General features: G+C 30.8%; 22 protein-coding genes and 1 pseudogene. 5 read left to right on the top strand and 18 right to left on the bottom strand.

Annotation, left to right across the window (positions count from 1 at the left end):
* Nucleotides 1-2 precede the first annotated feature (2 nt).
* On the bottom strand, nt 3-1,043 hold the full coding sequence (locus tag NRK67_00815; GenBank protein ID UUV17415.1) for a LacI family transcriptional regulator: 1,041 nt from the start codon (nt 1,041-1,043) through the stop codon (nt 3-5).
* 441 nt (nt 1,044-1,484) lie between these two features.
* Here NRK67_00815 and NRK67_00820 point away from each other — a divergent pair, with 441 nt between their 5' ends.
* Nucleotides 1,485-2,240: a Cof-type HAD-IIB family hydrolase gene (locus tag NRK67_00820; protein ID UUV17416.1), complete on the top strand. Its 756-nt coding sequence runs from the start codon at nt 1,485-1,487 to the stop codon at nt 2,238-2,240.
* Between the two features lie 277 nt (nt 2,241-2,517).
* On the opposite strand, the gene NRK67_00825 is transcribed toward NRK67_00820, so the two are convergent.
* The 9 genes from NRK67_00825 to NRK67_00865 form a co-directional block, all read right to left on the bottom strand.
* Nucleotides 2,518-3,474, bottom strand: a complete 957-nt coding sequence (locus tag NRK67_00825; protein UUV17417.1) for an ROK family protein — start codon at nt 3,472-3,474, stop codon at nt 2,518-2,520.
* A 62-nt stretch (nt 3,475-3,536) separates the two neighbouring features.
* Nucleotides 3,537-4,157, bottom strand: a complete 621-nt coding sequence (locus tag NRK67_00830; protein ID UUV17745.1) for a copper homeostasis protein CutC — start codon at nt 4,155-4,157, stop codon at nt 3,537-3,539.
* An 81-nt stretch (nt 4,158-4,238) separates the two neighbouring features.
* Nucleotides 4,239-5,540, bottom strand: coding sequence for a PTS transporter subunit EIIC (locus tag NRK67_00835; protein UUV17418.1), 1,302 nt, complete (start codon nt 5,538-5,540; stop codon nt 4,239-4,241).
* A 141-nt stretch (nt 5,541-5,681) separates the two neighbouring features.
* Nucleotides 5,682-7,166 (bottom strand): M81 family metallopeptidase, encoded by a 1,485-nt coding sequence (locus tag NRK67_00840; GenBank protein UUV17419.1) that lies wholly within the window; start codon nt 7,164-7,166, stop codon nt 5,682-5,684.
* 9 nt (nt 7,167-7,175) lie between these two features.
* Complete coding sequence (locus NRK67_00845; GenBank protein UUV17420.1) at nt 7,176-8,153, bottom strand: dipeptide ABC transporter ATP-binding protein; 978 nt, start codon at nt 8,151-8,153, stop codon at nt 7,176-7,178.
* Nucleotides 8,154-9,128, bottom strand: coding sequence for an ABC transporter ATP-binding protein (locus NRK67_00850; GenBank protein UUV17421.1), 975 nt, complete (start codon nt 9,126-9,128; stop codon nt 8,154-8,156). It abuts the gene before it with no gap.
* A 10-nt stretch (nt 9,129-9,138) separates the two neighbouring features.
* Nucleotides 9,139-9,987, bottom strand: a complete 849-nt coding sequence (locus NRK67_00855; protein ID UUV17422.1) for an ABC transporter permease subunit — start codon at nt 9,985-9,987, stop codon at nt 9,139-9,141.
* Nucleotides 9,988-10,000: 13 nt separating this feature from the next.
* Nucleotides 10,001-10,921 (bottom strand): ABC transporter permease subunit, encoded by a 921-nt coding sequence (locus NRK67_00860; GenBank protein ID UUV17423.1) that lies wholly within the window; start codon nt 10,919-10,921, stop codon nt 10,001-10,003.
* 146 nt (nt 10,922-11,067) lie between these two features.
* Nucleotides 11,068-12,588, bottom strand: a complete 1,521-nt coding sequence (locus NRK67_00865; GenBank protein ID UUV17424.1) for a glutathione ABC transporter substrate-binding protein — start codon at nt 12,586-12,588, stop codon at nt 11,068-11,070.
* Between the two features lie 297 nt (nt 12,589-12,885).
* Here NRK67_00865 and NRK67_00870 point away from each other — a divergent pair, with 297 nt between their 5' ends.
* Entirely contained in the window at nt 12,886-14,049 is a 1,164-nt protein-coding gene (locus NRK67_00870; GenBank protein UUV17425.1) for a replication initiation protein, read from the top strand.
* 381 nt (nt 14,050-14,430) lie between these two features.
* Here NRK67_00870 and NRK67_00875 read toward each other — a convergent pair whose 3' ends face one another.
* The gene (locus NRK67_00875; GenBank protein ID UUV17426.1) at nt 14,431-14,709 is read right to left on the bottom strand and encodes a hypothetical protein; all 279 of its coding nucleotides are present in this window, start codon (nt 14,707-14,709) and stop codon (nt 14,431-14,433) included.
* Between the two features lie 172 nt (nt 14,710-14,881).
* On the opposite strand from NRK67_00875, the gene NRK67_00880 reads away from it, so the two are divergent.
* From NRK67_00880 to NRK67_00890, 3 genes are all read left to right on the top strand, one after another.
* Nucleotides 14,882-15,172 carry a hypothetical protein gene (locus tag NRK67_00880; GenBank protein ID UUV17427.1) on the top strand — a complete coding sequence of 97 codons (291 nt, stop codon included), beginning with the start codon at nt 14,882-14,884 and terminating at the stop codon, nt 15,170-15,172.
* Nucleotides 15,173-15,488: 316 nt separating this feature from the next.
* On the top strand, nt 15,489-15,812 hold the full coding sequence (locus tag NRK67_00885) for a DUF2321 domain-containing protein (protein UUV17428.1): 324 nt from the start codon (nt 15,489-15,491) through the stop codon (nt 15,810-15,812).
* Between the two features lie 1,712 nt (nt 15,813-17,524).
* A complete protein-coding gene (locus NRK67_00890; GenBank protein UUV17429.1) occupies nt 17,525-17,707 on the top strand; it encodes a hypothetical protein in 183 nt (60 codons plus the stop codon).
* 326 nt (nt 17,708-18,033) lie between these two features.
* Here the strand turns inward: NRK67_00890 and NRK67_00895 are convergent, their stop codons facing one another.
* From NRK67_00895 to NRK67_00925, 7 genes and pseudogenes are all read right to left on the bottom strand, one after another.
* Entirely contained in the window at nt 18,034-18,204 is a 171-nt protein-coding gene (locus NRK67_00895; GenBank protein UUV17430.1) for a hypothetical protein, read from the bottom strand.
* A gap of 954 nt (nt 18,205-19,158) precedes the next feature.
* On the bottom strand, nt 19,159-20,328 hold the full coding sequence (grdD, locus tag NRK67_00900; protein UUV17431.1) for a glycine/sarcosine/betaine reductase complex component C subunit alpha: 1,170 nt from the start codon (nt 20,326-20,328) through the stop codon (nt 19,159-19,161).
* A 13-nt stretch (nt 20,329-20,341) separates the two neighbouring features.
* A pseudogene (gene grdC, locus NRK67_00905) lies at nt 20,342-21,876 on the bottom strand (glycine/sarcosine/betaine reductase complex component C subunit beta).
* 426 nt (nt 21,877-22,302) lie between these two features.
* A complete protein-coding gene (gene grdA, locus NRK67_00910) occupies nt 22,303-22,773 on the bottom strand; it encodes a glycine/sarcosine/betaine reductase complex selenoprotein A (protein UUV17432.1) in 471 nt (156 codons plus the stop codon).
* 130 nt (nt 22,774-22,903) lie between these two features.
* The gene (locus NRK67_00915) at nt 22,904-23,224 is read right to left on the bottom strand and encodes a thioredoxin family protein (protein UUV17433.1); all 321 of its coding nucleotides are present in this window, start codon (nt 23,222-23,224) and stop codon (nt 22,904-22,906) included.
* Nucleotides 23,225-23,237: 13 nt separating this feature from the next.
* A complete protein-coding gene (gene trxB, locus NRK67_00920; protein ID UUV17434.1) occupies nt 23,238-24,179 on the bottom strand; it encodes a thioredoxin-disulfide reductase in 942 nt (313 codons plus the stop codon).
* 576 nt (nt 24,180-24,755) lie between these two features.
* Nucleotides 24,756-26,327, bottom strand: a complete 1,572-nt coding sequence (locus NRK67_00925; protein UUV17435.1) for a BCCT family transporter — start codon at nt 26,325-26,327, stop codon at nt 24,756-24,758.
* Nucleotides 26,328-26,335: the final 8 nt, after the last annotated feature.

Here is a 26,335-nt window from a genome sequence, read left to right on the forward strand (position 1 = left end):
CCTTAGAATATATTAAAGTTTTTAAATATGTCTCTTTCATGATTTGCTTCTATCTGATTCAGATTTTCTTTAAAAACTATCTCAGTTTTAGTCGTATATCCGATCTTTTCCTTTTTCCCATTTAATTTATTAAAAATAATCTTTCCTGCAAGGTAAGCCTGTAAAAAATAATTTTCTTTTGTTGTAGCTACAATTTGATCCTTTTTTATAAGATTTATAGTTTCTTTGTCTATTCCATTGGCCATTAATTTAATATTATTTAGTCCTGCATCTTTTAAAAAATTCGCTACCTTATCTACATACCTCGATGTATAAATATATTTTGCTTCATCTATACTGTCTATCTTTAATATCTCATCTAAATTATTGTTTAGATTTTTTATATAATTTACTTTAATATCTTTTAAATTACTAGCATCTAACTCTTCTAGGAATCCTTCCATATAAACACTAGAAGATATCTTATCGTCATCTGAATCTAATACTATTACCTTGTCTTCTGCTCGAGCCAATTTAGTTAAAATCCCTGCTGCAATTCTTCCTGAATTTTTGTAATCCGATCCTATAAATGATATTTCATCATTTATTTTTTTGTCCAAACTTACCAGAGGAATATGAGGGTATTTCTTAAGAGAAGTCACTACTTCCTCCTTTAGCATAGGAGTAATTATTATTCCATCTACATTATTATATTCTAAAATTGTATTCAGCTTTATAATTTGTTCCTTTGGTTTTGCTATATCTGTCACGATTATCTCTAAAGAAACATTGTATTTAGATGTCTCTTCCTTAAGCATCTCGAGCCCCTCTATTATCTCTTCCAGGTATTTTTGGTTTTTAGATTTCACCAAAAAGGCATAGATCTTCCTGTCCTTTTGATTAGCCAGGATGCTTCCCACATAATTTTTTTTATAGCCTACTTCCTCACATAATTTCAATATTTTATTTTTAGTCTCAGGCTTTATACTTTCATCTCCCTTGAGGGCTCTAGCTACTGTCGTTCTAGAAACACCTAACATGGAAGCTATTTCTTTTTGTGTCATAATTTCACTCCTTTTCAAACTTTTGTTCCCGTGTACATTATAAATATAGATCATAAATTTCTATTTGTCAAATGTTTTTCGTCTTATTTAGACCTATTTAAGTACAAAAATTTTAATTTAAGGTCAATATCATTATTATTTTATACTTATTAAAATACACGAGAACATTTATATATCAACAACAGAAAACCAATACTAAATAGACTCTATGGGAATTAATTAAAAAATCGCGGACAAAAATAAAAGAATTTTTAGATATTACCTGATGTATAATCGCTATTTTAACTTCATCACTTACGTTAATTTTTAATTATTTTAGCAGTGCTAATCCTCAAGCATAAAAATAAACTCTTATTTGCTTCCTATGAAAATATAAATTTTGGAAAAATTAAAAAAATGGACTATTATTAAGGGTAATAAAAACATTAAAGGAGGAGATTCATGTATAAGCTCGCAGTATTTGACATAGATGGAACCCTAACAGTTAAAGGAAATGAGATCCCAAAAACCGCTCTTATGGCAATAAAAAAAATGAAAGAAAATGGTATCGAATGTCTCATTGCTACAGGGAGAGAAAGGGAAAATTTAGAAGAGATCCTAAATATAACAGGGATAGATAATTATATAGCATGTAATGGCCAATATGTGAAATACAAAAATGAAATAATATATAGATACACCTACCCTGAAGATGTCCTAGAGGAAATAAGGACGATCTGTGAGAATAAAGGCTATTGCTACGGGTTTTCCAATGGAAAGGGACTTTATCTATCTGATATAGAAACAATAAGAAAAGAACAAGTTCATCACATGTTAGACAGCATAAAGCTTCTTAAAAACTTAGAGGGAGAAGTCGAAAATATAATTCTTTTTGCTAAAGACGGTGGAAAACACTTTAAGCCTCTAAAAAAAAATTATGAGTTGGGACCTTGGGGAAATGGTATGTTTGATCTCTTGAAAATTGGTCGATCAAAGGCTATAGGAGTAGAAGAGATCGCCGGAAGAATAGGAATAGAAAGAGAGAGAATAGTATCTTTTGGTGATGGATTAAATGATTTGGAGATGATAAAATATGCAGGTCTTGGAGTGGCTATGGGTAATGCAAAAGTAGAATTAAAGAAAGTCGCAGATCATATAACTGACACAGCATCCAATGATGGAATTTATAAGGCATGCAAAAAGTTTGGATTAATTTAGAAATGTATTTGATAATTCAGGAAAAATAAAATATGCAAAAGGAGAGATTACAAAGGAACAATATCAAGAGGTTAAAGATAAAATTAAATCTAAAAGGCAGTCATATCAGCTGTCTTTTTTTACTCCTTTACTAAAATTTAAAATAAATAAAAAACATCCATATCCTTAAGACTAAAACGAAAGAAAGAGTCGACTGGTTAGGTTGACTCTTTCAATAATCAATTATGATAATATAAATTATTACAATTTCATTTATCTTTATACGTTTTATGAAAATTTAACACTTAGCAAGCAAAGCTGCTGCTCCTATTATTCCTGCTTCATTACCTAATTTTGCAGGTAAAATTTGTAAACCATCAATACATGCTAGCAGGCTATATTTTTTTATCTTCTTTCTGATTCCATCAAATAAAATATCTCCTGCAAGAGCCACTCCTCCTCCTATTACTACTACCTCTGGATTAGTTACATGTAACAAGATCGATAGTCCATAAGCTATATATTCCGTAATATAGTCAACTATGTCTAAGGAAAAGCTATCTCCTAATTTTGCCGCATCAAATACATCTTTAGCTTCTATTTTTTGCCCCTCTTTACTTGAAATAATATCCCAAAGTTTATTATTTTTATTTATAGTCAGTCTTGACTGAGCTTCTCTTTCGATTCCTGTCGCAGAAACATATGCTTCAAAACACCCTTTTTTCCCACATCCACAGAGTTTTCCGCTAGGAACTATTGTCATATGACCAATCTCTCCACCTGCACCTTTAACTCCACCAATTAATTTACCATTGGTTACTATTCCCCCTCCTATTCCAGTCCCTAGAGCCATTCCAACAACATCACTATAGCCCTTAGCTGAGCCCTGCCAAATTTCTCCTAAAGTAATTACATTAACATCGTTATCTACCTTTACTTTATATCCTGTTTTCTCTTCTAATATCTTAGCCACATTAAGATTTTTCTTCCAAGGAAAATTAGCGAAAAAACTTACTATTTCCTGATGAAGTACAGGACCAGGGATTCCCATTCCTACTCCAAGGATATCTTTATTATCAATATTTTTTTCAACACTCATTTTTTTTATTACTTCGGCAATTCTATTAAAACAATCATCAAAACCTGCTTCTGAACTGGTTTTTATAGATTCTTTTAACAATATTTCCCCTTCTATGTTGAGCAACCCAATCTTAGTATTTGTACCGCCAAGATCTACTCCAAATAAATATTTCATACTTATTCTATCCCCCCTAATTTTTTTCTATTCTCTGAGGTAAAGGTTTTTCACCCATTTTTTCAGGCTAAATTCCCTACGATTTTTTTCCCATGGAATTCAGTAGATGATATTTTTAACTTTACTTTTTCATAATTTTCTAAAGTAACTCCACCAGCAACAACAATTTTGATTTTATTATCAGCAATTTTAATCATCTTATTTAATATATCCGCTCCTTCTAAGGCCGTCTTACGACCTCCAGAAGTAAGGATTCTTTTAACTCCTAATTGAGCTAAATTTTCTATCTCATTTTCAGGATTTATAACTTCATCTATGGCTTTATGAAAGGTAACTTCCATACCATTAGTTTCTTTTAAAAGTCTCTTTAAAACAGGATAATCAACTTTATTATTAGAAGTTAAAACTCCTAATACTACACCTTTTACACCTAATTTTTTAAATAATCTGATATCCTCTACCATAATTTCAATCTCAGTAGGAGAATAGCAAAAGTTTCCTCCTCTAGGCCTTATCATAACTAATGTTGGTATTTTTAATTTTTCTAAGATTTTCTTTACTGTCCCATATGATGGGGTAGTCCCCCCCTCATACAGATTCTCACAGAGTTCAATCCTTTCAGCACCAGATTTTTCAGCATTTTCAGCCTCTATAAAGTTTCCAACACAGGCTTCTCTTATTATCATATTTCTAGACCTCCAATTAAATTAATTCACTTAAAATTAGGATAGATTTGGTTTAGATCACCTAATATTTCTCTATCCTTATTCTTGTTGTTCCTTTTCAAAAGCTTTTACCTGATCCTCTTCATATTTACTAGCTTTATCTAAAATTCTTAAAAATGGAAGATAAATTAATGCTCCAATAATTAAGTTTGTAATCTGCATCAAGGACCCAGAAATATCTCCTACTGTTATAAACCCACTTATAAGTGCAGGGGTAGGCCAGGGAAATGGGACTCCTAAAGGTTTAGAAACTAATCCAATAGACATCGCTGCATACTGAGTAGTTAGTATTACTAACGGTACAATATTAAATGGTATCAACATAATTGGATTTAGTATAATCGGTAAACCAAATAATACAGGTTCATTGATATTAAAAATTCCAGGTATAGCTCCAATCCCTCCAACACTTCTAATATGATTACTTCTAGCAAATAGTAGAATTGCCAAAAGTAAAGAAAGTGTACTTCCCGCTCCTCCCATCCAAATAAGATCAAAAAACTGTTCTGTAATTATATGCGGTAACGGTAATCCTTCTTTTAAAGCATTTATATTGTCAACTTGGTTTTCTAACCAAAATGGTCTTATCAATCCATTTATCATGGATCCACTATTAATCCCTACGGACCATAAAAGCGAGATACATAAAACAGTTAAAAATGACCCAACAAATGAAGTTCCTAAAGATTTTAATGGTAACGCTAAAATATTATAGATAAAATCATGAATAGTACCATAATCAGTATTCATCATTGTGACTCTAAGGAGCAGCGCTAAAGAAAGAATAACTGTTCCCGGGATTAATGCTTCAAAAGATTTTGTGACTTCAGGAGGAACACCATCAGGCATTTTAAGCAATATATTATGAGTTACAAAACATTTAAATATTTTAACAACAACAATACCTACAATCATCGCAACAAATAATTCTTTACTTCCAAGCCATGTGAAGGTAATTACCTGTCCAAGGGTAGTTGTAGATTTTAAAGGTGTTAATATTAAAAATGAAGCTAGTGAGAGCAATCCAACCGCGATACTATCAAGCTTAAATTGCTTACCTAATTGTTGAGCTACTAAAAATGCCACATAGACAGCAATTAGAGAAAATGTTGCATTAATAGGAATCTCTAAAGTTCTTTTCCAGCTTGGACCAAATTTATTATACATAAAATCTTGATATACAGTTGAAGGTAACACCGAAATAACCAAAAATATAGACCCAATCATAAGTAGGGGCATCAAGATAATAAATGCTTTTCTAATTCCATTAATATAATTATTTTGGTTTATCCAAACTGCTATAGGAACTAACTTTTCTTCTAAAGTATTAATAATTTTCATACAATTCTCCTCATTAGATATTTTCATAAAATATTTCTTAATATAGTATTATACTACTAGATATTCAAGAGTCAAAATTCAAGAATTAACATGATCTTAGATACACCATATTTAAAATCTTTAGGAGATATATTTAAAAAATTATTTTAAATTTTTCTTTGGATCATAATCAAAATCTTTATCCAAAGGGTAAATAGGTCTTAAAACTTTTTCATATCTAATATTTTCAATGTCTTCATTAGTACTTCCTTTGGAAAGTGCCATTATTGTTTTTTTAGCAATTTTTTTATGAGGGGCAGTAAGGTATCCTAACTTACAAACAATAATCTCTGTTTTTGAGGGATTAAGCCCTAAATCAGTAAACATTTCAGGGGTAATATATCCCACATGCTTTTCTGAAACAATAATATCTACACCATTGGAATTAATAAGAGCTAAATCACTTTTATAACTACCCCATGATTTTAAATAATTCATTACAGTACCTTTAATGATCAAAGGTTTTGTTGTTAAGGTATCGAATTTAGCCCCTATGGTTATTTCTATAGTTCTACCCACTTCCCCTTCACATTGAAGTGTAGCTTCTGGATCATAAATCCCTCCATAGATAATAGGACTATTTAATTTCCATCTTCTTTCATCTTTTAAAATCAATTCTAGTAGTTCAGTGCAATCAGAAGATGACCCAGCAGTTGGATTATCTCCAGAATCAGATAAATAAATAGGGAATTTTCCCTCTTTAACAGCTTCAAATACTTTATCTATAGATTTTTGAGGATGATAAGTTTCTGTATGGAATTTAAAACTATCTCTTAAACTCCAAAACTCATCTGCCAACTCCAATGCTAATTTATCAGCTAATCCTTGATTATTTGAGGTAACAACATATGCAGCGACGCCAGCTTCGACACTATCTGCCCATGGGTAACCCATTAAGTAAGAAGCTGCCAAAACGTCTTCTGTTTTTTCTAATTTTCTTAATTTTTCCATGAGGAAAACCATAGGTTCTGTAGATGTTTCTGATTTTTCTCCGGCTATAAGAGTAGGTAATCTTACCCATGCTTTTGTCAATTTAGTGTTATTTTCCAATATGTCAATTAACATTTTTGCTGAGTGTTCTCCTGTTTCAAAACAATCAGTATGAGGAGCAAATTTATACCCTACATATCCATCACAATTTTGATGCATATTATCCGTCATTGTTGTATGCATATCTAAAGCACAAACTACAGGAATATCAGGGAACAATTCCTTTAAAGCAATCAGTAAATCACCTTCTGCTTCTCCTAAACCTTTAACTCTCATGGATCCATGCAGTGCAAGATTAATTGCATCAATTTTTTTCTCTTCATTAGCAATAACAGCTCTTTTTAGAAAATCTTTTTTTATTGCTTGATAAAAAGATAAGCTAACTTCTCCATTGGGAACAGCTCTAGCATTTACAGCAGGTATTACTTCATAACCCTGGTTAATAAGAGTATCCACTATTCCCTTAAGGGAATCATTTTTACTTTCAAAGTTTAATATTTCCATCCCATATTCCACATTAAAGTCTTTTTCATCAGCTATTATTGGATTAAAAGAATTTGATTCATGACGCATTCCTCCAACTAAGATCCTTTTCATAAATTCCTCCTATTTTATTTTTTCAATTAAATGACATGCTGCACTATGACTATTACTTAGTTTAATTAATTTTGGCATCTTATCTTTACAAATATCTAGAACTTCGGGACACCTTGTTGAAAAAGGACATCCTTTTGGTGCATTAATAGGACTAGGAATATCACCTTTTAATATGATTCTATTCTTTTTTCTAGTTGGATCCGTCACAGGGATGGCTGATAATAATGCCTTTGTATATGGGTGCATAGGGCTGCTATACAATTTTTTTTTATCTGCAATTTCTACTAATTTTCCTAGATACATTACTCCAATCCTATCTGAAATCATTTCTACGACACTTAAATCATGAGATATAAATACATATGTTAAATCATATTTTTCTTGCAATTCTTTAAAGATATTAAGCACTTGTGCCTGAATAGAAACATCTAAAGCACTGATAGGTTCATCTGCGATGATCAAACTAGGATTAACAGAAAGAGCCCTGGCTATACCAACTCTTTGTCTTTGACCACCACTAAACTCATGGGGATAACGAATTGCGTGTTCTTCACTTAATCCTACAATATTAAGTAACTCTTTAACTTTATTTTCTCGCTCCACTTTCTTCATACCACTATGAATCAAAAGAGGTTCTCCTACTAAGTCTTTTATTTTTAATCTAGGGTTTAAAGAACCGTAAGGATCTTGAAAAATAACCTGCATCTTCTTTCTATACTTTAACATTTCCTTAGTATTGAGACGAGTTATATTGCTACCATCAAAATAAACCTGACCTTCTTCTACGTCTAAAATTTTATTAGCAACTCTGCCTAAAGTGGATTTCCCACAGCCACTTTCTCCTACAATGGCTAAAGTTTCCCCTTTATAAACCTCTAAAGAAACATCATTTAATGCATGTACAAAGGTTGCTTTTTTTCCAAATGTTTTCTTTGTTGCAATAAATTTTTTATGAACACCCTCTAATTTTAAAATTACTTCTTTCATCTAATTCTCCTTTTCTTCTGTAAGATGACAACGACATTCTCTACTTTGGCTTATTTTTACTAATTTAGGTTCTCTAGTAAAACAGATGTCTCTTGCAGCATTACACCGAGGAGAAAACTTACATCCCTTTGGCATATTTTCTAAACTAGGCACTTTCCCCTCTATAAAAGGTAATTCACTATTTCCACTTCCTAATTTTGGAACTGAAGCAATTAATCCCTTTGTATATGGATGCTTTGGAGATTCGAATAGATCTAATACATCAGCTTTTTCAACAATTCTACCTGCATACATTACTAAAACTTTATCGCACATTTCTGCAACAACACCAAGGTCATGAGTAATAAGTAAAATTCCCATATTTTTTTTCTCTTTTAATTCTAAAAGTAATTCCATTATTTGAGCTTGAATAGTCACATCTAAAGCAGTTGTTGGTTCATCAGCAATAAGTAATTCTGGGTTACAAGCCATGGCCATAGCAATCATAACCCTTTGACACATTCCACCGCTTAACTGATGAGGATATCTAGTTAAAACATTATCTGGACTAGGTATTCCAACAAGATCAAGCATTTTTATAGAATGTTTCTTAGCCTCTATTTTTGAAAGTCCTAAATGGAGTTTACTGCTTTCCATAAGCTGATCTCCAATTTTCAAAACTGGATTTAAAGAAGACATAGGATCCTGAAAAATCATAGACATCTTTCCACCTCTGAGTTTTCTAATTTCATTTTTACCTAAATCTAGTATATTTATTCCTTTAAACTCTACATCCCCTTCTGTTACCTTTCCCTGCTCATCTAAAAGTCTCATTATAGAAAGTGAGGTAACTGATTTACCACTTCCACTTTCACCAACGAGACCTATAATTTCACCCTCTTTTATATTAAATGAAACCCCTTCAATAGCAGTAACACTACTTTTATCCTTTTTAAATTCTGTTTTTAAATTATTAATTCTCAATAAATTTTTCATAGTTATCTCCTTAATTTAATTTTGGATCCAAGGTATCTCTTAAGCCATCTCCTAATAGATTAAATGCTAGAACAGTTAGAAATATCATGAGTCCTGGATAAAAAAGCATGTGAGGTGCTAATCCAATATAATCTCTTCCCGTAGATAACATCGCACCCCAGTCTGGCGTTGTCGGGCTTGCTCCAAATCCTAAAAAACTAAGTGATGCTGCAGAAATTATGGCTGTCCCTATTCTCATTGTTAAAGTAACTATTAATGTTGGAACAGTTCCAGGGAAAATATGAACAAATAATATTCTAAAATTACCGACACCAATAGATTTAGAAGCTTCTATATAAAGAAGTTTCTTTATAGATAATGTTGAACTTCTTACAATTCTAGTAAAGGAAGGTATTCCATATATTGAAATTGCTACTACAACATTTATAATACCTGGCCCGATAATTGCTACAATTCCTATTGCTAGCAATAACCCCGGAAATGAAAATAATACGTCACAACTTCTCATTATGATACTTTCTATTTTCCCACCATAAAACCCTGCAATTAATCCTAATAAAGTCCCTATTAATGCTCCTATAAAAACTGAACTAAGAGATACTCCCAGAGAAAGTCTGGTACCGACTATTACTCTATTAAAAAGATCTCTTCCATACTCATCTGTTCCAAACCAGTGAGCGGAACTTGGTGCTGCTAAAAGGTTATCATAATCAGCAAAATCCGGATCTATTGTTATTGGTTGAAAGATTCCTACTAGTATTAGCACTACAATAAATAATAGTGATAATACTGCTATTTTTCTTCGCGTAAAATTTTTAACAAATTCTTTATAAGGTTTTTTTATTTTTTCGTCATTCATTTTTAACTCTCCTTTATTCATATCTTATTTTAGGATTTAATATTCCATACATTACATCTACAACTAGATTTACAATTATAAATTGAAGGGTAAATATTAATAAAATCACTTGAATTACTGTGTAATCTCTAAATAAGATCGAGTCTATTAACAATCTCCCCAGACCTGGTATTGAAAAAACTGTTTCTACTAATACTGATCCTGCAAGTAAAAATCCGAATTGCAGGCCAACTATTGTTACTACGTCAATCAGTGAATTTCTAAGAGCGTGTTTCCCAACTACCAACATCTCTGAAACCCCTTTAGCTCTAGAAGTACGAATATATGGTTCTCTTAAAATTTCTATCATAGAAGAACGAGTATAACGAGCTATCATAGACATGATCCCGGCCCCAAGTGTAATAGAAGGAAGTACATAACTTTTAAATCCATCTACTCCTCCTGTTGGGAACCATCCTAGATCAACAGAAAACACTTGAATGAGCATAAGTCCTAACCAAAATAGGGGTAGGGAAATTCCAGAAATAGCTCCAATCATTACAAAATAATCGAGAGCCTTTCCTCTGTTAACAGCAGATATAATACCAGTAACCACTCCAAAAATTGATGCCCAAACAATTGAAAAAATAGCTAAATATAATGTTGGTTTAAATCTTGGAATAAGCATTTCCTTTATAGGTAAGCCTGTTTTTATAGATACTCCTAAATGTCCACTAAAAAAATCTTTTAAAAAATTAAAATATTGTAGATACATAGGGTCATTAAGCCCTAATTGTTCTCTCATAATTGTTATTTCTTCTAATGTTGCCTGGTGACCTGCTAATAACCTTGCTGGATCTCCAGGGATTAAATGTATAAATAAAAATACTAAGATTGAAACTATTATTATTATCGGAATAGTATTTAATAAACGTTTTAAAATATAATGTCTCATTTTTTTCTGTATGATAAGTATATAGGTTTCATCATACCCTCCTTATTTTTTATAATCCTATATATTATTTTTATTAATCCATCTAAAACTTAATATGAATTTTTCTAAAAAAGAAATGTAGTAATACTACATTTCTTTTTTATTAACTATTTACTTGTGTCAGCTTTCTCTAAATTAATCGAACCATCAGGCATAACATATACATTTTTAGTAGTTTTCCTTTTAGCAGAAACTAATTGATCAGAACCTAAGAAAATCCAAGGAGCATCATCCCAGATAGCAGACTGCATATCTGCATAGATCTTTGCTCTCTTTTTAGAGTTAGTTTCAATTGCACCATCGTCAATCATTTTATCTACTTTTGAATTCATATAATAAGCTGTATTAGCAGATACTGGAGGTATGAAGTGACTATGGAATAAGTTTTTAGTAGCACCATCGATATCAAAAGAAGACCAGTTTACATACCACATATTAATTTTAGCCTCTTCAGAAGTTTGAGCGCTATAAATTGAATTAGCTAAAGTTCCTTCTTCCATTGGCATAACTTCAACTTTAATTCCTATTTGAGCTAATTGTTGATTAACAAATTGCATCCCTTTCATATCTTCTGTATTGTTAGACCCCCAAATAGAAGTTGTGAAACCATTAGGATACCCTGCTTCTTTCATTAATTTTTTTGCTTTTTCTAAATTAAAAGCATATGGTGTTTGATCAACATGATATTCTAAAGCTTCAGGTACAGGTGATGTTAAAGGAACTAAATACCCTGATTTTACTACTTGTGCATAAGCCTTTTTATTAACTGCATAGTTTATTGCTTGACGAACTTTTTTATTTTTGAATACATCTTTAGTTGTATTCAAAGTAACATATCTAGATATAGTAGAAAAACCAGTCATAATTTCAATATCTTTATTCCCTTTTATTCTTCTAACTTGTTCTGTAGGCATAGGATAAATAAAATCAGCTTCCCCAGTTTGAAGCATCGCAATTCTAGATCCATTTTCTATAACAGGTTTAAATGTTACTTTATCGACTTTTGGCTTTTCTCCCCAATAAGAATTATTTTTTCTTATAACTAATTTATCGCCTTGAACCCATTTATCATAAACATATGGACCTGTTCCAACAGGATGTGTAATAATTCCCTGGTCACCATATTTTTTTAGAGCTTCCGGACTTATAATTTTTAAAGAGGCAACTCTATTAAGCATTGGTGAATAAGGTGTTTTTAAAATTATTTTTACAGTATCTGCTCCAATTGCTTCAACTTTTTCTACTGCCAAAAAATTTCTACGTCTTCTTAAATTTTTCTTTTTATCCATAACTCTATCAAAGTTATACTTGACAGCTTTAGCGTCTAAAGTCGTTCCATCACTAAATTTTATCCCTTTCCTAATTTTAAAAGTATAAGTTAACCCATCATTAGAAATATTATAGCTTTTTGCTAATAGAGGTTTTAGTGACATATCATTTTCATACTTTAATAACCCTTCATACATAGTCGCACTTGCCGTTCCAGATAATGTATCTGACAAATTATGTGGATCTAAAGAAATAAAATTAGCATTAACTGCTATCACCAATTCTTTACTTTTTGCAAATCCTGTTACCGATATTACAAACATTAAAACTGTCAGTAAGAACACCATTCTTTTTTTCATTTTTTGCCTCCTTAAATTAAATTGTTTAGCATTAAAAATACTCCATACTATTACAAATCTGTTTTGTTGAATTAAAACTCAAAACAAAATTATATTATCATTCTACTCCCATCTATAATAATGTCAATTTTACACTTTTAATGTATTTATTTCGTTTATATAGTTTTAATTAAAATCGATATTATTTGAAACTTTAACAAATATAAGTTATAATCGACTATAACGAAATAACGAAATACTCTATATCGTTAAAATCCAGAAAAAATATATTGAAAAAAAATAAATTAAGGGGGTTTTATGGAAAACATTTTAACTTTTGAACAAATTAAAAGATTAAAAAAAGATATTACAGTAGAATTTTCTAGTCGGTTGACTAAAAAAGAAAAAAAAATTATACAAACAATTATTGATGAAAAAGATTCTGCATCAATTTCTATAAAAAAAATGTGTGAAATCTTAGAAATAGAAGGAATAGAGGAAATAAAAAAAATCCTCTCCAAATTTATGACAAAATATTTATTGTTAACTTCAGATCAAGCCTCTTATTTTAGTTTTGTTAGTATTTTAGAAATGTTTCATATTATAGGTGAAAACATTCATTTAAAATTCTCAAGTCAAATTATCAATTCATTTGAAATTGGGAGTAGTTATGAAAAATTAGGAATAAATAAAATTATAACTTTTAAAGAAAAGTTTACCTACAGATTTTATCAACATATAAAAAGAAATCTTTTTGACAAAGTAGAAATAAGTATGAAAGAATTGAGAGAACTATTAGAGATAAAAGATACTTATAAAAGATTTTATGATATAGAAAAAAACCTCTTAAAACCTATTTTTAAAGATTTAGAAGACATAGGAGGTCTGTCTCTAGAATATACTAAAATAAAAGATGGGGAGTTTAAAAGTGCTAAAATTACTGCAATTATTATAGAGAAAAAAGTTGTAAAAGATATAACTAATAGTGTCATTAATGAGATAATGACAGAGATAAAATTAAAAGTTGAAAATTTTACATATATATTTGACCTTATTGAAAAAGCTATAGCTCATAGAGGTGTAAAACATGTTAAAATGGAAGTTGACTATGCACTTAAACACTATAATTACAATGATTTAAGAGTTAGCTTTGATCTATTTTTAAGTAGAATATTATCCCAAGAAATAAATGTGATTCCAAAGGTAATAATAGAGCCAGATTATATAATAAAGAAAAAATACAAAACATTATTTGAACTTCATAGTGAAGTATTGAGTACAATAAAAAAATTCAATAAGGGTACTTCTTACGCTTCTATCTACCTTTTCAATTCCCAATTTTTACTAAAGATCTATAATTTAAAAGATGGAGAAAGTATAATTTGTTGTGGTAAGGGAGTAAAGGTAGAAATTCATTATGAAAAAAATAGTGTATCCATACTTAAATTTTATTTTGAGGGGACTAAGCAAAAAAGTCTGTAAATAGAATATGAAGAGATAGCTATTCAATTTAGATAGATAAGAGTAAGGTAAAAATTAAAGGTAGGGCATCTTCCCTCTATGCGTTAGATGGAGCAGATGAGGATTAGAACTGGGAACTAAAGCAGTTGCATGTGAACTTGACACTAATCACTTCGGTGATGAAGACATGATTAAACAACAATATTATTTTGAAGTAAACTTTACATTTTAATTAAAATATATTAATGATTCCTGTGCTTTACAGGAATCATTTTTTTATTTTTTGAGATAAATAAATCAAGAAATTAAAGTATATGCTAAAAATAAAACCCTAAACAGCACAGGAAAAAATATTTATAGATAAATAAGATAATAAAAGTAAAATAGTGATCATAGATTTATTTACCACCCAAAAGTTGTAAATGGGTTTCTTTTTTTATAATTTTCTATTGCATATTTTATGTAAGGAATCGTATTATCAGGGAGTTTATCTGTTTCAAACCATTCTAGTTTATCACACTTGTGAGGTTCCATATTCCTTATTTCTCCTTCCCAAGTAACAGTTTCTAAAAAATAATCAATTCTTTCTTCAAAAGGTTTTTTTCTATGCATAACTTGAATAGGTAAAATTGTTTCTTTTTTTATAATTATCCCCGCTTCTTCTTTAGCAAGTACACACATTATCCAGCTTTTAATATCCAATTTATATTTATGAGAAGGGATTTTTGTTTGTTTCGAATAATTATCCCCGGTTGTTAAAACACTTTCTTGTTCTTCTTAAATAAATTTTCTAGATTACTTTCTATAAAGAGAGTTAAGTGCTATACTTTATTAGAGTCGGAAAAGGAGAGTTATGAAAATTTTTAATAAGAAAATAAAGTATAGCGGGCTAATAAGCACCGATACTTTAATCGGCGGAACCTCTAAAGGGCACCTTACTTTAGATAACTGCAGTGTAATCATTAACGGAATGCATAAAGGTACAATCAATTGTACTCCAAACTCGAAACTTGAAGTAAATGGTATGTTAAAAGGAACCATTACCAATAGTGGAGGTTATGTTAAAATAACCGGAATTATTAATGGCAAAGTTAATACTATTACTGGTAAAACAATAATTGATGAAACAGCTATAATAAAATAAAACTATCCCGACTCTTTATAACTAACCTACCCTTCGGCTTCTACCTTCAATTTTTTTCTCCAGCTGACAGCATATTCATACTTTCTTCAAGCTCTAAAGATAGAGCTGAATCTAGTTTATCCTCCTCCTAATTTTATTTTTATAAAATTTTATACTTTTTACTCTAGAAATATTGAATACTTACAATTTTTAGAGTATACTCAAAGTACAACAATATGGTATAAAATTCTGAATAGTACTGTCCAAGAAAACTGAAAATCTATTTTGGATATTCTTGAACTATCTATCCAAAGTTTAAAAAAGGGGGGGAGCTTCAATGGAAAAATTAGTAAAAGTAAAAGTAAAAAATTTAATGTCTGCTATATGTGAAAAAGGACACCTTCAAACTTCTACACTTGAAAGAGTAGAGGATTTTTGTGGTGATCTATGTATCAAGTGTAATAGTAAAGTTTTAACTCACTGTACATGTGGCTCACCTATCAAAGGCGGTATCTTAGCTATAAATGCCAGACCTGATTTTACTAATGTTCGAGAACCGCGATATATAGAGAGTGAAAAAGTCCCAAATTACTGCCACGACTGCGGTAAAGCCTATCCATGGGTTGAAAAATTTCTAGAAAAATATAAGAATATTTTATAGTTCTAATCAAAAAACTTGATTATCACTGATCTTTTAAGAGTAGATATATTTCTACTCTTTTTTTTTATTTAAAATAATTTATATTACTACTAAGAAAGGAGCTTGCTAGAAAAGGTTGGAAATAGAAAATTATTGTATAAGGAAAGTAAAAAAATTTAATGGGGAAGGTGCTCCTTCCAAAACTGAAAGGAGCACCTATGAAAAGAATACAACTTAAGACGTATAAAATAAAAGTCTCTGCTCAGTGGATAATCAATAGTTTAATTACTAAAAATAAAAACACTTTTGACCGTATTCTATCCACTTGAATCAAGTTTATATTGAATTAAAATAAAAGTCAATATAAATATTAATTTTTTTTAACGTTGAAAAAAAAGAATAAGATCTCTACAGAAATAGAGATCTCATACGAATAATATATAAAAGACAATCAAATAAAAAAGTCTTTTTAGGTGGATTTAAAATTTTAAAAAAGCAATTTTGGTATTAACAACAATTTATTAAATTTATTAGATAATATCTAATTTAAATCCACCTAAATTAAGTATATCTAACTTTTTTTCGAAAGTCAAATATAACATATTAATCATCTAAAATAAAAAAATAGAGCCTCTAATTCTTAAATAACTAGAGGCTCAGAGGAAAAAATAAGTAAATTTACTGTCCGAAATAAATTTACCCTAATGAGCTATATACATTACAACTGGGATAAGCAATGTATACATTGGTATGCTCACTGTAGATTAATTTTACCTTAAAATAACACTAAAGTCAACTAAAAAAAATAAAACATTGAAATTAAAGGGCTACACAAAGATAAAATAACATCTTTCTATATCTTTAAAAATATTGTAATAAAGTGGACCTCCTAAAACAAACCGCTATTGCAGTATTTCTATTAATATATAAAAAGAGAAGTAGATTATAGCAGTCTTTTGGATTTTGAACTAATAAGGTTGAAATGATGATTTCCTATAAAAACAAAGAGTTCTCGTAAAATCAACGAGAACTCTTTGAGGAAAGAAACATACGGCATTAACATTTACTAGCTTAAAATATCAATACACTAGTATTAATACCTTAATAAATACTAAAAGTCAACTTAAAAATAAAAAGAGGAATGAAGGAGATAACAGAATCTTAAAATATGGGACTTTTACAATAGATGACCTGTCTTTTTAAAAAATATCAGATACTATAGGCATAGCTATAGATCTTAAAGGGGTATAAAATCCACTACGATGATTTAAATATCTATAATGCAAGATACTGACACATTCCAAGGGGAACTGTTAAAAAGCAAATATGGAGCTCCTACGAGCTCTTTCTATAAAATAAAAACAAGAAAAAATTTTAAACGAACGACAAAAAAAGATTCTTAGAAATCCGAATAAAAATGAAACAAAGATAAAAATATCTCATATAAGAAGACTGAAATACTTAGCAGGTCTCACAACTAAAATTTTAAAATTTAAAGGTACGATGATTTCTATCTAATAGCTTCCATTACCAAGGAATATATCAGTAGTTCAGATATGAAGAGGAGGTTAGACTTTTAATGGAGTTTAAGTTTTTAAGGACTTGAAAGCTATCCTCTATAAGTTATAAGATGATACAACAAGGGTAGAGTTTAGTGATGTTCCTAGAACCATATCTAAACCTTTAAAAGTTTTAATGGATCATAGGAATACAGATGCCTAATATAAAGGAGAATGTTATATGCCTCATTTTACCTCATGCATCTGGTACAGGCTCTATTTTATGGAGCTATTACAGTGGAAAGAGCCGGTAAGATGAAATATATTATCTTTCCAGATGAAACTAAGATTAAATATAAGTTTGAGACACACCTGTTGGAAGTTAATTGTTTGGGAGATATTTATAAAAGATCTTAATAATGTAAATATATCTTCTAACAATATAGTGATGATAACAGATCGCTTAATTATCAATTCAAAAGCTATTTTTTCTCACAGAAACTACACTAAATACAGATGCAGAAAATAAACCAACAACAATAACAGTATAGTAATTTTTATATAATAAAAGCCTTAACTTCCCAAGTCAAGGCTTTTAAATGGTAACTAATATGAACATCAAAAAAACTTCTTATTCAAAGTATTCCCATAAATTAAAAAAAAAAGCAAATTTAAGACTCATATTTTGTAAATAACGAAATCGAAGTGATAAAATGATAGGAAAGTCAGATGGGGGATTTCAATTATTTTATCAAAGTTATATCAATATTTTTTATTGCATCAACAATTGCATTTTCTGAATGTTTAGAAATATTCGCATAGTCATCTATATGGCTATAACCACTAGATAGGACTAAGTTTCCACTTGAAGTGGAATAATAAAGGCTAGCTTTTATAACATTAATATGTGTCATAATCTGGGTATCAAAACCGATATCTAGAGTATATTCTTCAGTTAATTTTCTTAATGCTTGATTTATTTGAATTTTAATACTAAGCCCCCCTTAGATTATCCCCATCTAATAAGAGTATAGCACATAAAATAGGGACTTAAAAAAGGTTCACTAAAATTAGGAAAGAATACTTCCTAACGTTTCACGGCAACATTTTCCATTGTCCTTCCTAGTTTTAATTTTTTTGAGAAGATGTATATGATAATTAATTCTAGCAGATAGAAAAATCAGCTGAAGATTTATTAATTTTAGAGGGAAGAGTTAGAGAGTAAATTATCTAGGTGATAGTGATTTCCTGTAAAAAAAAGTAAGAAGTTCCCGTAAAGTCAACGAGAACTTCTTACTAAAGATGTGATATTAATATTTGGTTTGAAGAAATATTAATACTATTATTTTTATTACTATAAAAAATACAAAAAGTCAAAAAAAATGTACATTTTTTTTTTTGAAAAAACCTTTTAATTTTTAAATATTTATATTTAAGGAAGTTCATTAGATATAAATGCAATAACAACTTCTAAAAAATATTAAGGTATAATCTACACAAATATAAAACAGACCAACTACAGTATCAGAATAAAAATATACACATACAATGATTAAACTTGGAAAAATTTAATTATAAATTAAAAAAAATCAAGTTTATTTTTCACATTTTATGAATGATGAAAGTGAAATCTAGAGTAAGTAAAACTAGCTGAAAAAATATAAATCTTTTAAAATATTTCAAAAATTACGAAATGAAGGCATATAAGTATTCAGCAGAATCTTTAACCTGTGGTCTAAGGCAACCAAAAAAAGGAGTCATCAATAAATTGATGACTCCTTTTTAGGTTAAACACTGGTCTAATAGTTGCAGTTCATTTCTATGTTCTTAGTCATCAATAATTTGATGACTTCTCTTTAGATTAAATATTAGCAGCTTGTTTTTTCTACTGCGATATATTCATTTTCTCCTAAGATAACAATTGCTTTCTCTTTGTTAGTTTCATTTACTAAGATGATTGGTCCTGTACAACCCATTCCTGCTTCTGCATAGATCCCATTTCTCATAAGTTCTAGTGCTGCATCATCTAAGTCCATGATATCTATCCCTGATACTTGCGCTGTTACTACTTCTTTTTCAGGCTTTACAAATTCTTCTACTGGTTTTTTAGGTGCTTCAACAAAACCAGCTAAGATCTCTTCGTATCCTGCTTTTTTTATCATCTCATATTCTTTGCTTACTATTGCAGCAAGATCATTTTTCCCTAATAGTGCAGCATATTTTATTGCTCCTTCTACTACAGGTACTCCTGATGCTCTAGATAAGATTAATATAGTTCTCTTCATATCAAATGATACTCCTGGACCATATCCATATCCGTTTGCTTCATAACTTCCACCTGTTGAGTAAGAAGAAAACATCTTCATAAGAATATTTCCAGTTAAACTATCTGTTACCATTACATCTGATGATCCCATTAAAAGGTCGTTTCCTCTCATGATTGTTCCACCATCTGCTCTTCTAGATTCACCAAAGTTAATTGCATAACCGTTGTCAGCTAATTTTCTAAGAGATCTTTCTACAGCTCTTGAGCTGTCTACGTTTAAGATTCCAACACTAGGATTAGCTATTCCAATTGCTTTGGCTGTTGCTATTCCATAAAGTGAGTTTTTAAACATAGCTTCTGTTCTGTTAGTAGCTGATGTTCCTGTTGTAGTTCCTATTAACATGTCATTTCCAAAAGCAGGTGTTACTACTCTACCTATTGTAGAAGTACCGATTGGGAAACTGTAATGCATAGTTACAGCTGAATTGATCTCTTTTGAATCGATTAATTCTTCCATTCTTTTATGCGCTTCTTCCTCAGTGTTAGCTTCTACAACTCTTAAAGCTGTCTCTACCTTAGGTCCAATTAAAACTACATCAAAGTCACCACTTAAAGCTGCTTTTTCTGCACCTTTAACGATGTTTTCTACTCCATGCTCACTACCTATTGTAGTTATTCCTACACATATTCTCTTACCAAACGACCCTGTTTCCATGGCATTGGCTATATCTAAAAAAGTTTCACCTATCATTTGTTTAATATCTAAAGACATAAGAAATCCCCCCTTAACCTAAGAATTGAGAGGCAAAGTTTTTCATAGCTTCTGCAATCATTGTATTAATTTCATCTTTAGAAACTGATCCTGCTTCCTCTGTAACACCTGTGTTTCTTTCTACCATGATAGATACACCATCGAATAAGTTAGTCATTCTTCCTAAGAATAATGATCCTTTTCCTACTACCATTACTCTGTTTAAGTCACCTTTAGTTAACTCATCCATAGCAAATCCTAAGTAAGGTACTCCTGAAGGGATATGACCTTGTGTAGGTGCCCATCCAACCATTCCGTTATTTACAACGAAATCTTTCATAGCTTTCTTTTCGATATGTCCTTTCTTAACTCCACAAGCTCCGATCATCTTGTAGTTTCCTTCTGGTACATCTCCTGCTCCTGCTGGTTTTGTAACATCTGGGTTTTGCATCTCTACTGAGTACTTATCTACATCTGTAATCTTTAATCCAGCTTTTTCTAATGGCTCGATTACTAATGATGAGATAACTGCTTGAGGTGAAGATCCTGTTCCTACAGTATGTCTACCTACGAAATCAGTGTTGATTACCGGGCTAACTCCGTCATTTTCAGAGATTAAGATAGCGAATGCTCCTAATGTATCCTCTAAGATAGGTAAGTCTTTTTTAACATGGTCTTTACCGTTCATTCCTAACTTAGCTGTAGCTCCACCTGCAACAACTACAACGTTCTTGTATGTTCCAGCTTTTACTAATGATGCTGCGTTGATCAATGAATGAGTAGGTGCTGCACAGAATCCTCTAAGGTCTGATCCAGTTGCATTTACTGCTCCGATGCTTCGGCGATAGCTTTAGCGAAGTTTCCTCCACCTCTTTGGTTCATATCTCCACAAGCTTCTTCTGAACATTCGATTACATAGTCGATAGTTGTAGGATCGATGTTGTTTCTTGCAATTAAGTTTTTAAATGCTAAGATTCCAGATGCTTTTACAACTAAGTTTTCAAATATTACATGTGAACTTAAGTTAGAGTCTACATCATGGGCTCTCTTTACACATCCAACTAATTTATCTTCATGGTATAACCCTTCTGCTCCCTCTTCATTTACTAAAGCTTCGATTACAGAGAATTCATGACCTTTATTTAATTGAGCTTCGTCAGCTTCTGAATAGAACTCATAGTTTCTATATGCTTCTACTGCGTCAGCTAAGAATTTTTCTTCTAATAATACTAAGTCGAAAACGTCAGCTAATTTAACCATTACGATAAATTCTTTTTGAGCTAAGATCTCTCCAAATTTACCTTTGTTTGAAGAACCTTCAATATTTTTACCTACGAATGGCATTCCAACTTCTTTTAATTTTTCAGGAGTAAGGTTTCCGATGTAAGTTTGGTTAGGTCCGTAGTTTACTACTTCTTCATAAGTTCTGTAGCTGTCTCTGATATTTTTTAAATATTCAGAATCCGGGTTAGTATGTTTTTCAACTGTTTGAGTAGTTCCATTGTGTAAGATCATGTCTGGAGTATGCACTAAACAATATGCTGCTCCTTTTAAAACTGCAAAATTCATCTTTTATTCCTCCGATTTTATTATATATTTATTTATTTATTTTTAAAGTTATAAAAAATAAGGGAAAGAGACAATAACTCTTCCCCTTATTTAGGTTTAATTATTTTGTTTTTTGTCTTCTATATTTTTCAATTAGAAGATTTATTGATTTTAATAATCTAAGAAAGTTGTTATTATTTTTATAAGATTTTTAAATTTAAATTTGCTACCGATAGTTCTTACCTCAATTTTTATTAATAAGGAAGAATTATTTTATTACTGTTATATAGGCTCATCCTGAGCCATGTGTTCAATGGATTTTTTAAGAATTATTTTTGATTAAAGATTTGTTGTGTGCCTCGCATAAGACACGGTTTTTGAATATGATTTCTTAGTTTTTTAGTTATTTTTTGTTGCTGGTTTAGTTATTACAAGTTTTGCGAGAAATTAAAGGTATTTACAACCTTCTCCTCTGATTTCGTTCATTTCTTCTACGATTTCTTCTACTTCTAATACCATTTCCATCATTCCTACTTGCTCTTCAAATACGTCTGCATCTACAGAACCTTTGAATTGATCTTCTAATACGTGGAATACTGATAATCCTAACGCTTCGTTAGCTAGTACTCCTGAGAATGTAGGGTCTCCCATTGTTACTGTTTCTGCAGCTAATCCAGATGCCTCTGCTTCTGCTGCTCCTAATATAACTACTAAGTTTTCTGCTCCATATTCAGTTGCGAAATCTTTAATTCTTTTTTGATTCTCTAAATCCATTGCTCCTGCTGCCGTTCAGACAAAACATTCTGTAGAAGCAAATATTACCTCTACTGAAGGGATTGTTTCTGCACAAGCTTTTATAGCTTCTCCAGGTACACCGTCTCTATCTCCTACTATTATTAACTTTTTATTTTCGAACATAATTAATTTCCTCCTAATATTTTCTAATACTTTTTTTAATGAATACATTAGTCTTATAAAAATAACATTTCTTTGATTCCTAAATTATTTATATAATAATTATCAATCTGTAAAGATCGATATATTATTGTTACTTGATGTTTTCTGCTAACATATTTTCAATGTTTTTAGCTGTTGCATCGTCTTTTGTTAATTCTGCTACTTTTTCTCCACCTTTATATAAAGTGATTGTAGGTAATCCTAATACTTTTTGCTTTATCGCCATTCTTCTTGCTTTACTTGTGTTTAATTTTACGAATTTAGCTTTATCAGCATTTTTTTCAGCTATTACTTCTAATTCAGGTAATAACGCTTTACACGGTACACACCCGTCACTATAATAATCTACTAATACATAACCTTCTGCATTTAGTACTTCTTCTTCAAATGTTCCCTTATCTACTACTAACATAAATTGATCCTCCTTAAAATTTTTCTTCCATATATTTTTCAGCTAACGTTGCTGCGATTGCTCCATCAGCAGTTGCTGTTACTACTTGTCTAAGTGCTTTAGGTCTGATATCTCCTGCTGCAAATACTCCTTCTACATTTGTTCTCATTTCGTCATCAGTTTTGATATATCCCCAGTCATCCATTTCGATATGACCTTTGAATGTATCTGAATGTGGTACATAACCAACAAATGCGAATAATCCAAATGTTCCATCTTCTTCATCTGCATGGAATTCTGTTAATTCTCCAGTTTTTAAGTTTCTGAATACTGCTGTTTCTAATATTCCGTCACCTTTTAATTCTTCAACTGTTGAATCCCACATAAATTCTAACTTGTCGTTTTTAAATGCTTTCTCTTGAATAGATTTAGCTGCTCTTAATTCATCTCTTCTATGTACTATAGTTACTTTTCTAGCAAATTTAGTTAGGTACATTGCTTCTTCAACTGCTGTGTCTCCTCCACCGATTACGAATACTTCGAAATCTTCAAAGAAGTCAGCATCACATGTAGCACAGTATGAAACTCCCTTACCAGTAAATTCAGCTTCTCCAGGACAACCCATCTTTCTAGGTGTAGCTCCAGTTGCTATAATAACTGATTTAGCTTTATATTCTTCTTTTTCCCCTTTAACAATTTTGATGTCTCCAGAAAAATCTACATCTATTACATCGTCAGATTTGATCTCTGCACCGAATTCTACAACTTGTTCTACCATTCTAGCGATTAGAGATGGTCCTGTAGCTTCTCTTACAGATCCAGGATAGTTTGCTACTTCATGAGTTATAACAATCTGTCCTCCTGTTTTACTCTTTTCCAATACTAATGTAGATAATTTTGATCTTCCTGCATATAGAGCCGATGATAATCCTGCTGGCCCTGCTCCTACTACTATAAGGTCGTATATTTTTGACATTGTATCCTCCCGTTCATTCTATTCCATTTTTAATATTATATCAATGTTTTTTTAATTTATTTGTTCTATTTCTATTCTCTCTGATTGTTCTGCCTCTTCTTTGTTCTATTTTTCCAGATTTTCTTTAACTATTGGATTATTACTTAACTACTAAACACCAAAAAAATCACTTTTTCCACTTTGAATATCCTTTTCTTGTTTCTTGTATACTCATTGTATTTCAATCTTATTCCAAAAGTATACAACAGAACAAAAAAAATTCCAAAATATTTTTGAAATTATTTTATAAAAATAAAACAATCAAAGTTTTTATAAACTTTAACCTTTCAAAAAAATTTTCCAAAAAGTTCTATGTCTACTAAGTAAACTACTATCTCAAGGTTCTTAGATTATGTAATAATCTTTATCTCAAAGTTCTTAATTTACACTGTAAATTTTTAGATACTTTGGTGATACTCTTTATCGAGTAGAAGTCTTGGTGATACTTCTACGGGTATATTTTTCTAAGCAATAAAAACAATTTACTTTTCAATTAATAGGACATTGCCTATTAATTGAAAGATAAATTTTTATTTTTTATGCTTCTTTTATTTGCTCTATTTCTACTTCTTCTGTCTCCGCCACTTCTTCTTTGTTCCAATTCTTCTCAGCTTTTAATGATCTCATCAATGAAATCATAGCAAAGATCATTATGAATACAAACGGGAAGGCGGCGACCAGAGATATTGTCTGTAACATTTTAAGTCCATTTGCACTTGCTAACATTAGAGCTAATGCTAATCCAGATTGAATTCCACCCCAAAGAAGTTTTTTTCCAACCGGTGGATTTAAATCCCCTTTAGAACTTAACATACCTAATACAAACGTAGCTGCATCTGCCGAAGTGATAAAGAATGTACATAATAAAACTACTGCGATTACAGATACTGCCATTCCCATTGGATACTTACTTAAAACTACAAATAGTGCTGTAGGAGTAGAAACTATAGCTTCTTTAGCAAGATCTAATCCTTGTGCTAATCCCATACTTCCAAATACTGAAAACCAGATAAATGAAGCTAATGTAGGAGCTAATAATACTCCTGTAATAAATTCTCTGATAGTTCTTCCTTTAGATATTCTAGCAATAAAACTTCCTACAAATGGAGCCCATGCTATCCACCATGCCCAGTAGAATACTGTCCAAGTTCCGTACCAAGAGTCATTTGTAAATGTTCCCATCTCGAAACTGGCACCTACAAATCCACCCATATAGTTCCCTAAAGATTCTACAAATACTTTTAATATTAATAATGTAGGTCCCACTAAGAAACAAACAACTAACATTAAAAGGATTACTCCTACGTTTAAGTTAGATATAAATTTCATACCTTTATCCACTCCAGCCATTGCTGATAACATAAAGATAGCAGTTATTATTCCTACAATTAAAATTTGAACTAATTTTGTTTCAGGTACTCCGAATAAATAGTTTAATCCTGCATTTATTTGGTAAGTTCCAAGTCCTAAAGATGTAGCTACTCCTGCAACAGTTGCAAAAATTGCAAATACATCTATCATCTTCCCAAACCATGATTTAACAGCTTTTTCTCCCACAATTGGAATGAATACACTACTTACAAGAGCTGGCTTACCTTTTCTAAATTGCATATAAGCCATAGCTAAGGCTAATACTGAATAGTTAGCCCATGGATGAAGACCCCAGTGCATAAATGAATGCTGCATAGCAAAAGCTGCTGCCCTAGGTGTTCCTCCCTCAATCCCTATAATTGGATTAACATAGAAATTCATAGGTTCTGCTGCTCCCCAGAATACTAATCCTATACCCATTCCTGCTGAAAAGAGCATAGCAAACCATGATATTAGAGTATATTCTGGTTTAGAATTGTCAGGACCTAATTTTATCGATCCATATTTACTGAATGCTAAGTATGCACAAAATGCCACAAATGATGACATTGAGATAGTATATAACCATCCGAAATTATTCACAAGATAACCAAAAGTTGCATTTCCTGCCTTTTCAAAACTAGCAGGTAAAACTAGCCCCCATAATACAATGGCTAAAGTTAGACCTATAGATATATAAAATGTCGCATCACTTTTTTTTATATTAGTTTCTTTAATTACACCTGTATCCGCTTTCATAAATCCCC

Source organism: Fusobacteria bacterium ZRK30, assembly GCA_024628785.1.
Lineage (GTDB): Bacteria > Fusobacteriota > Fusobacteriia > Fusobacteriales > Fusobacteriaceae > Psychrilyobacter.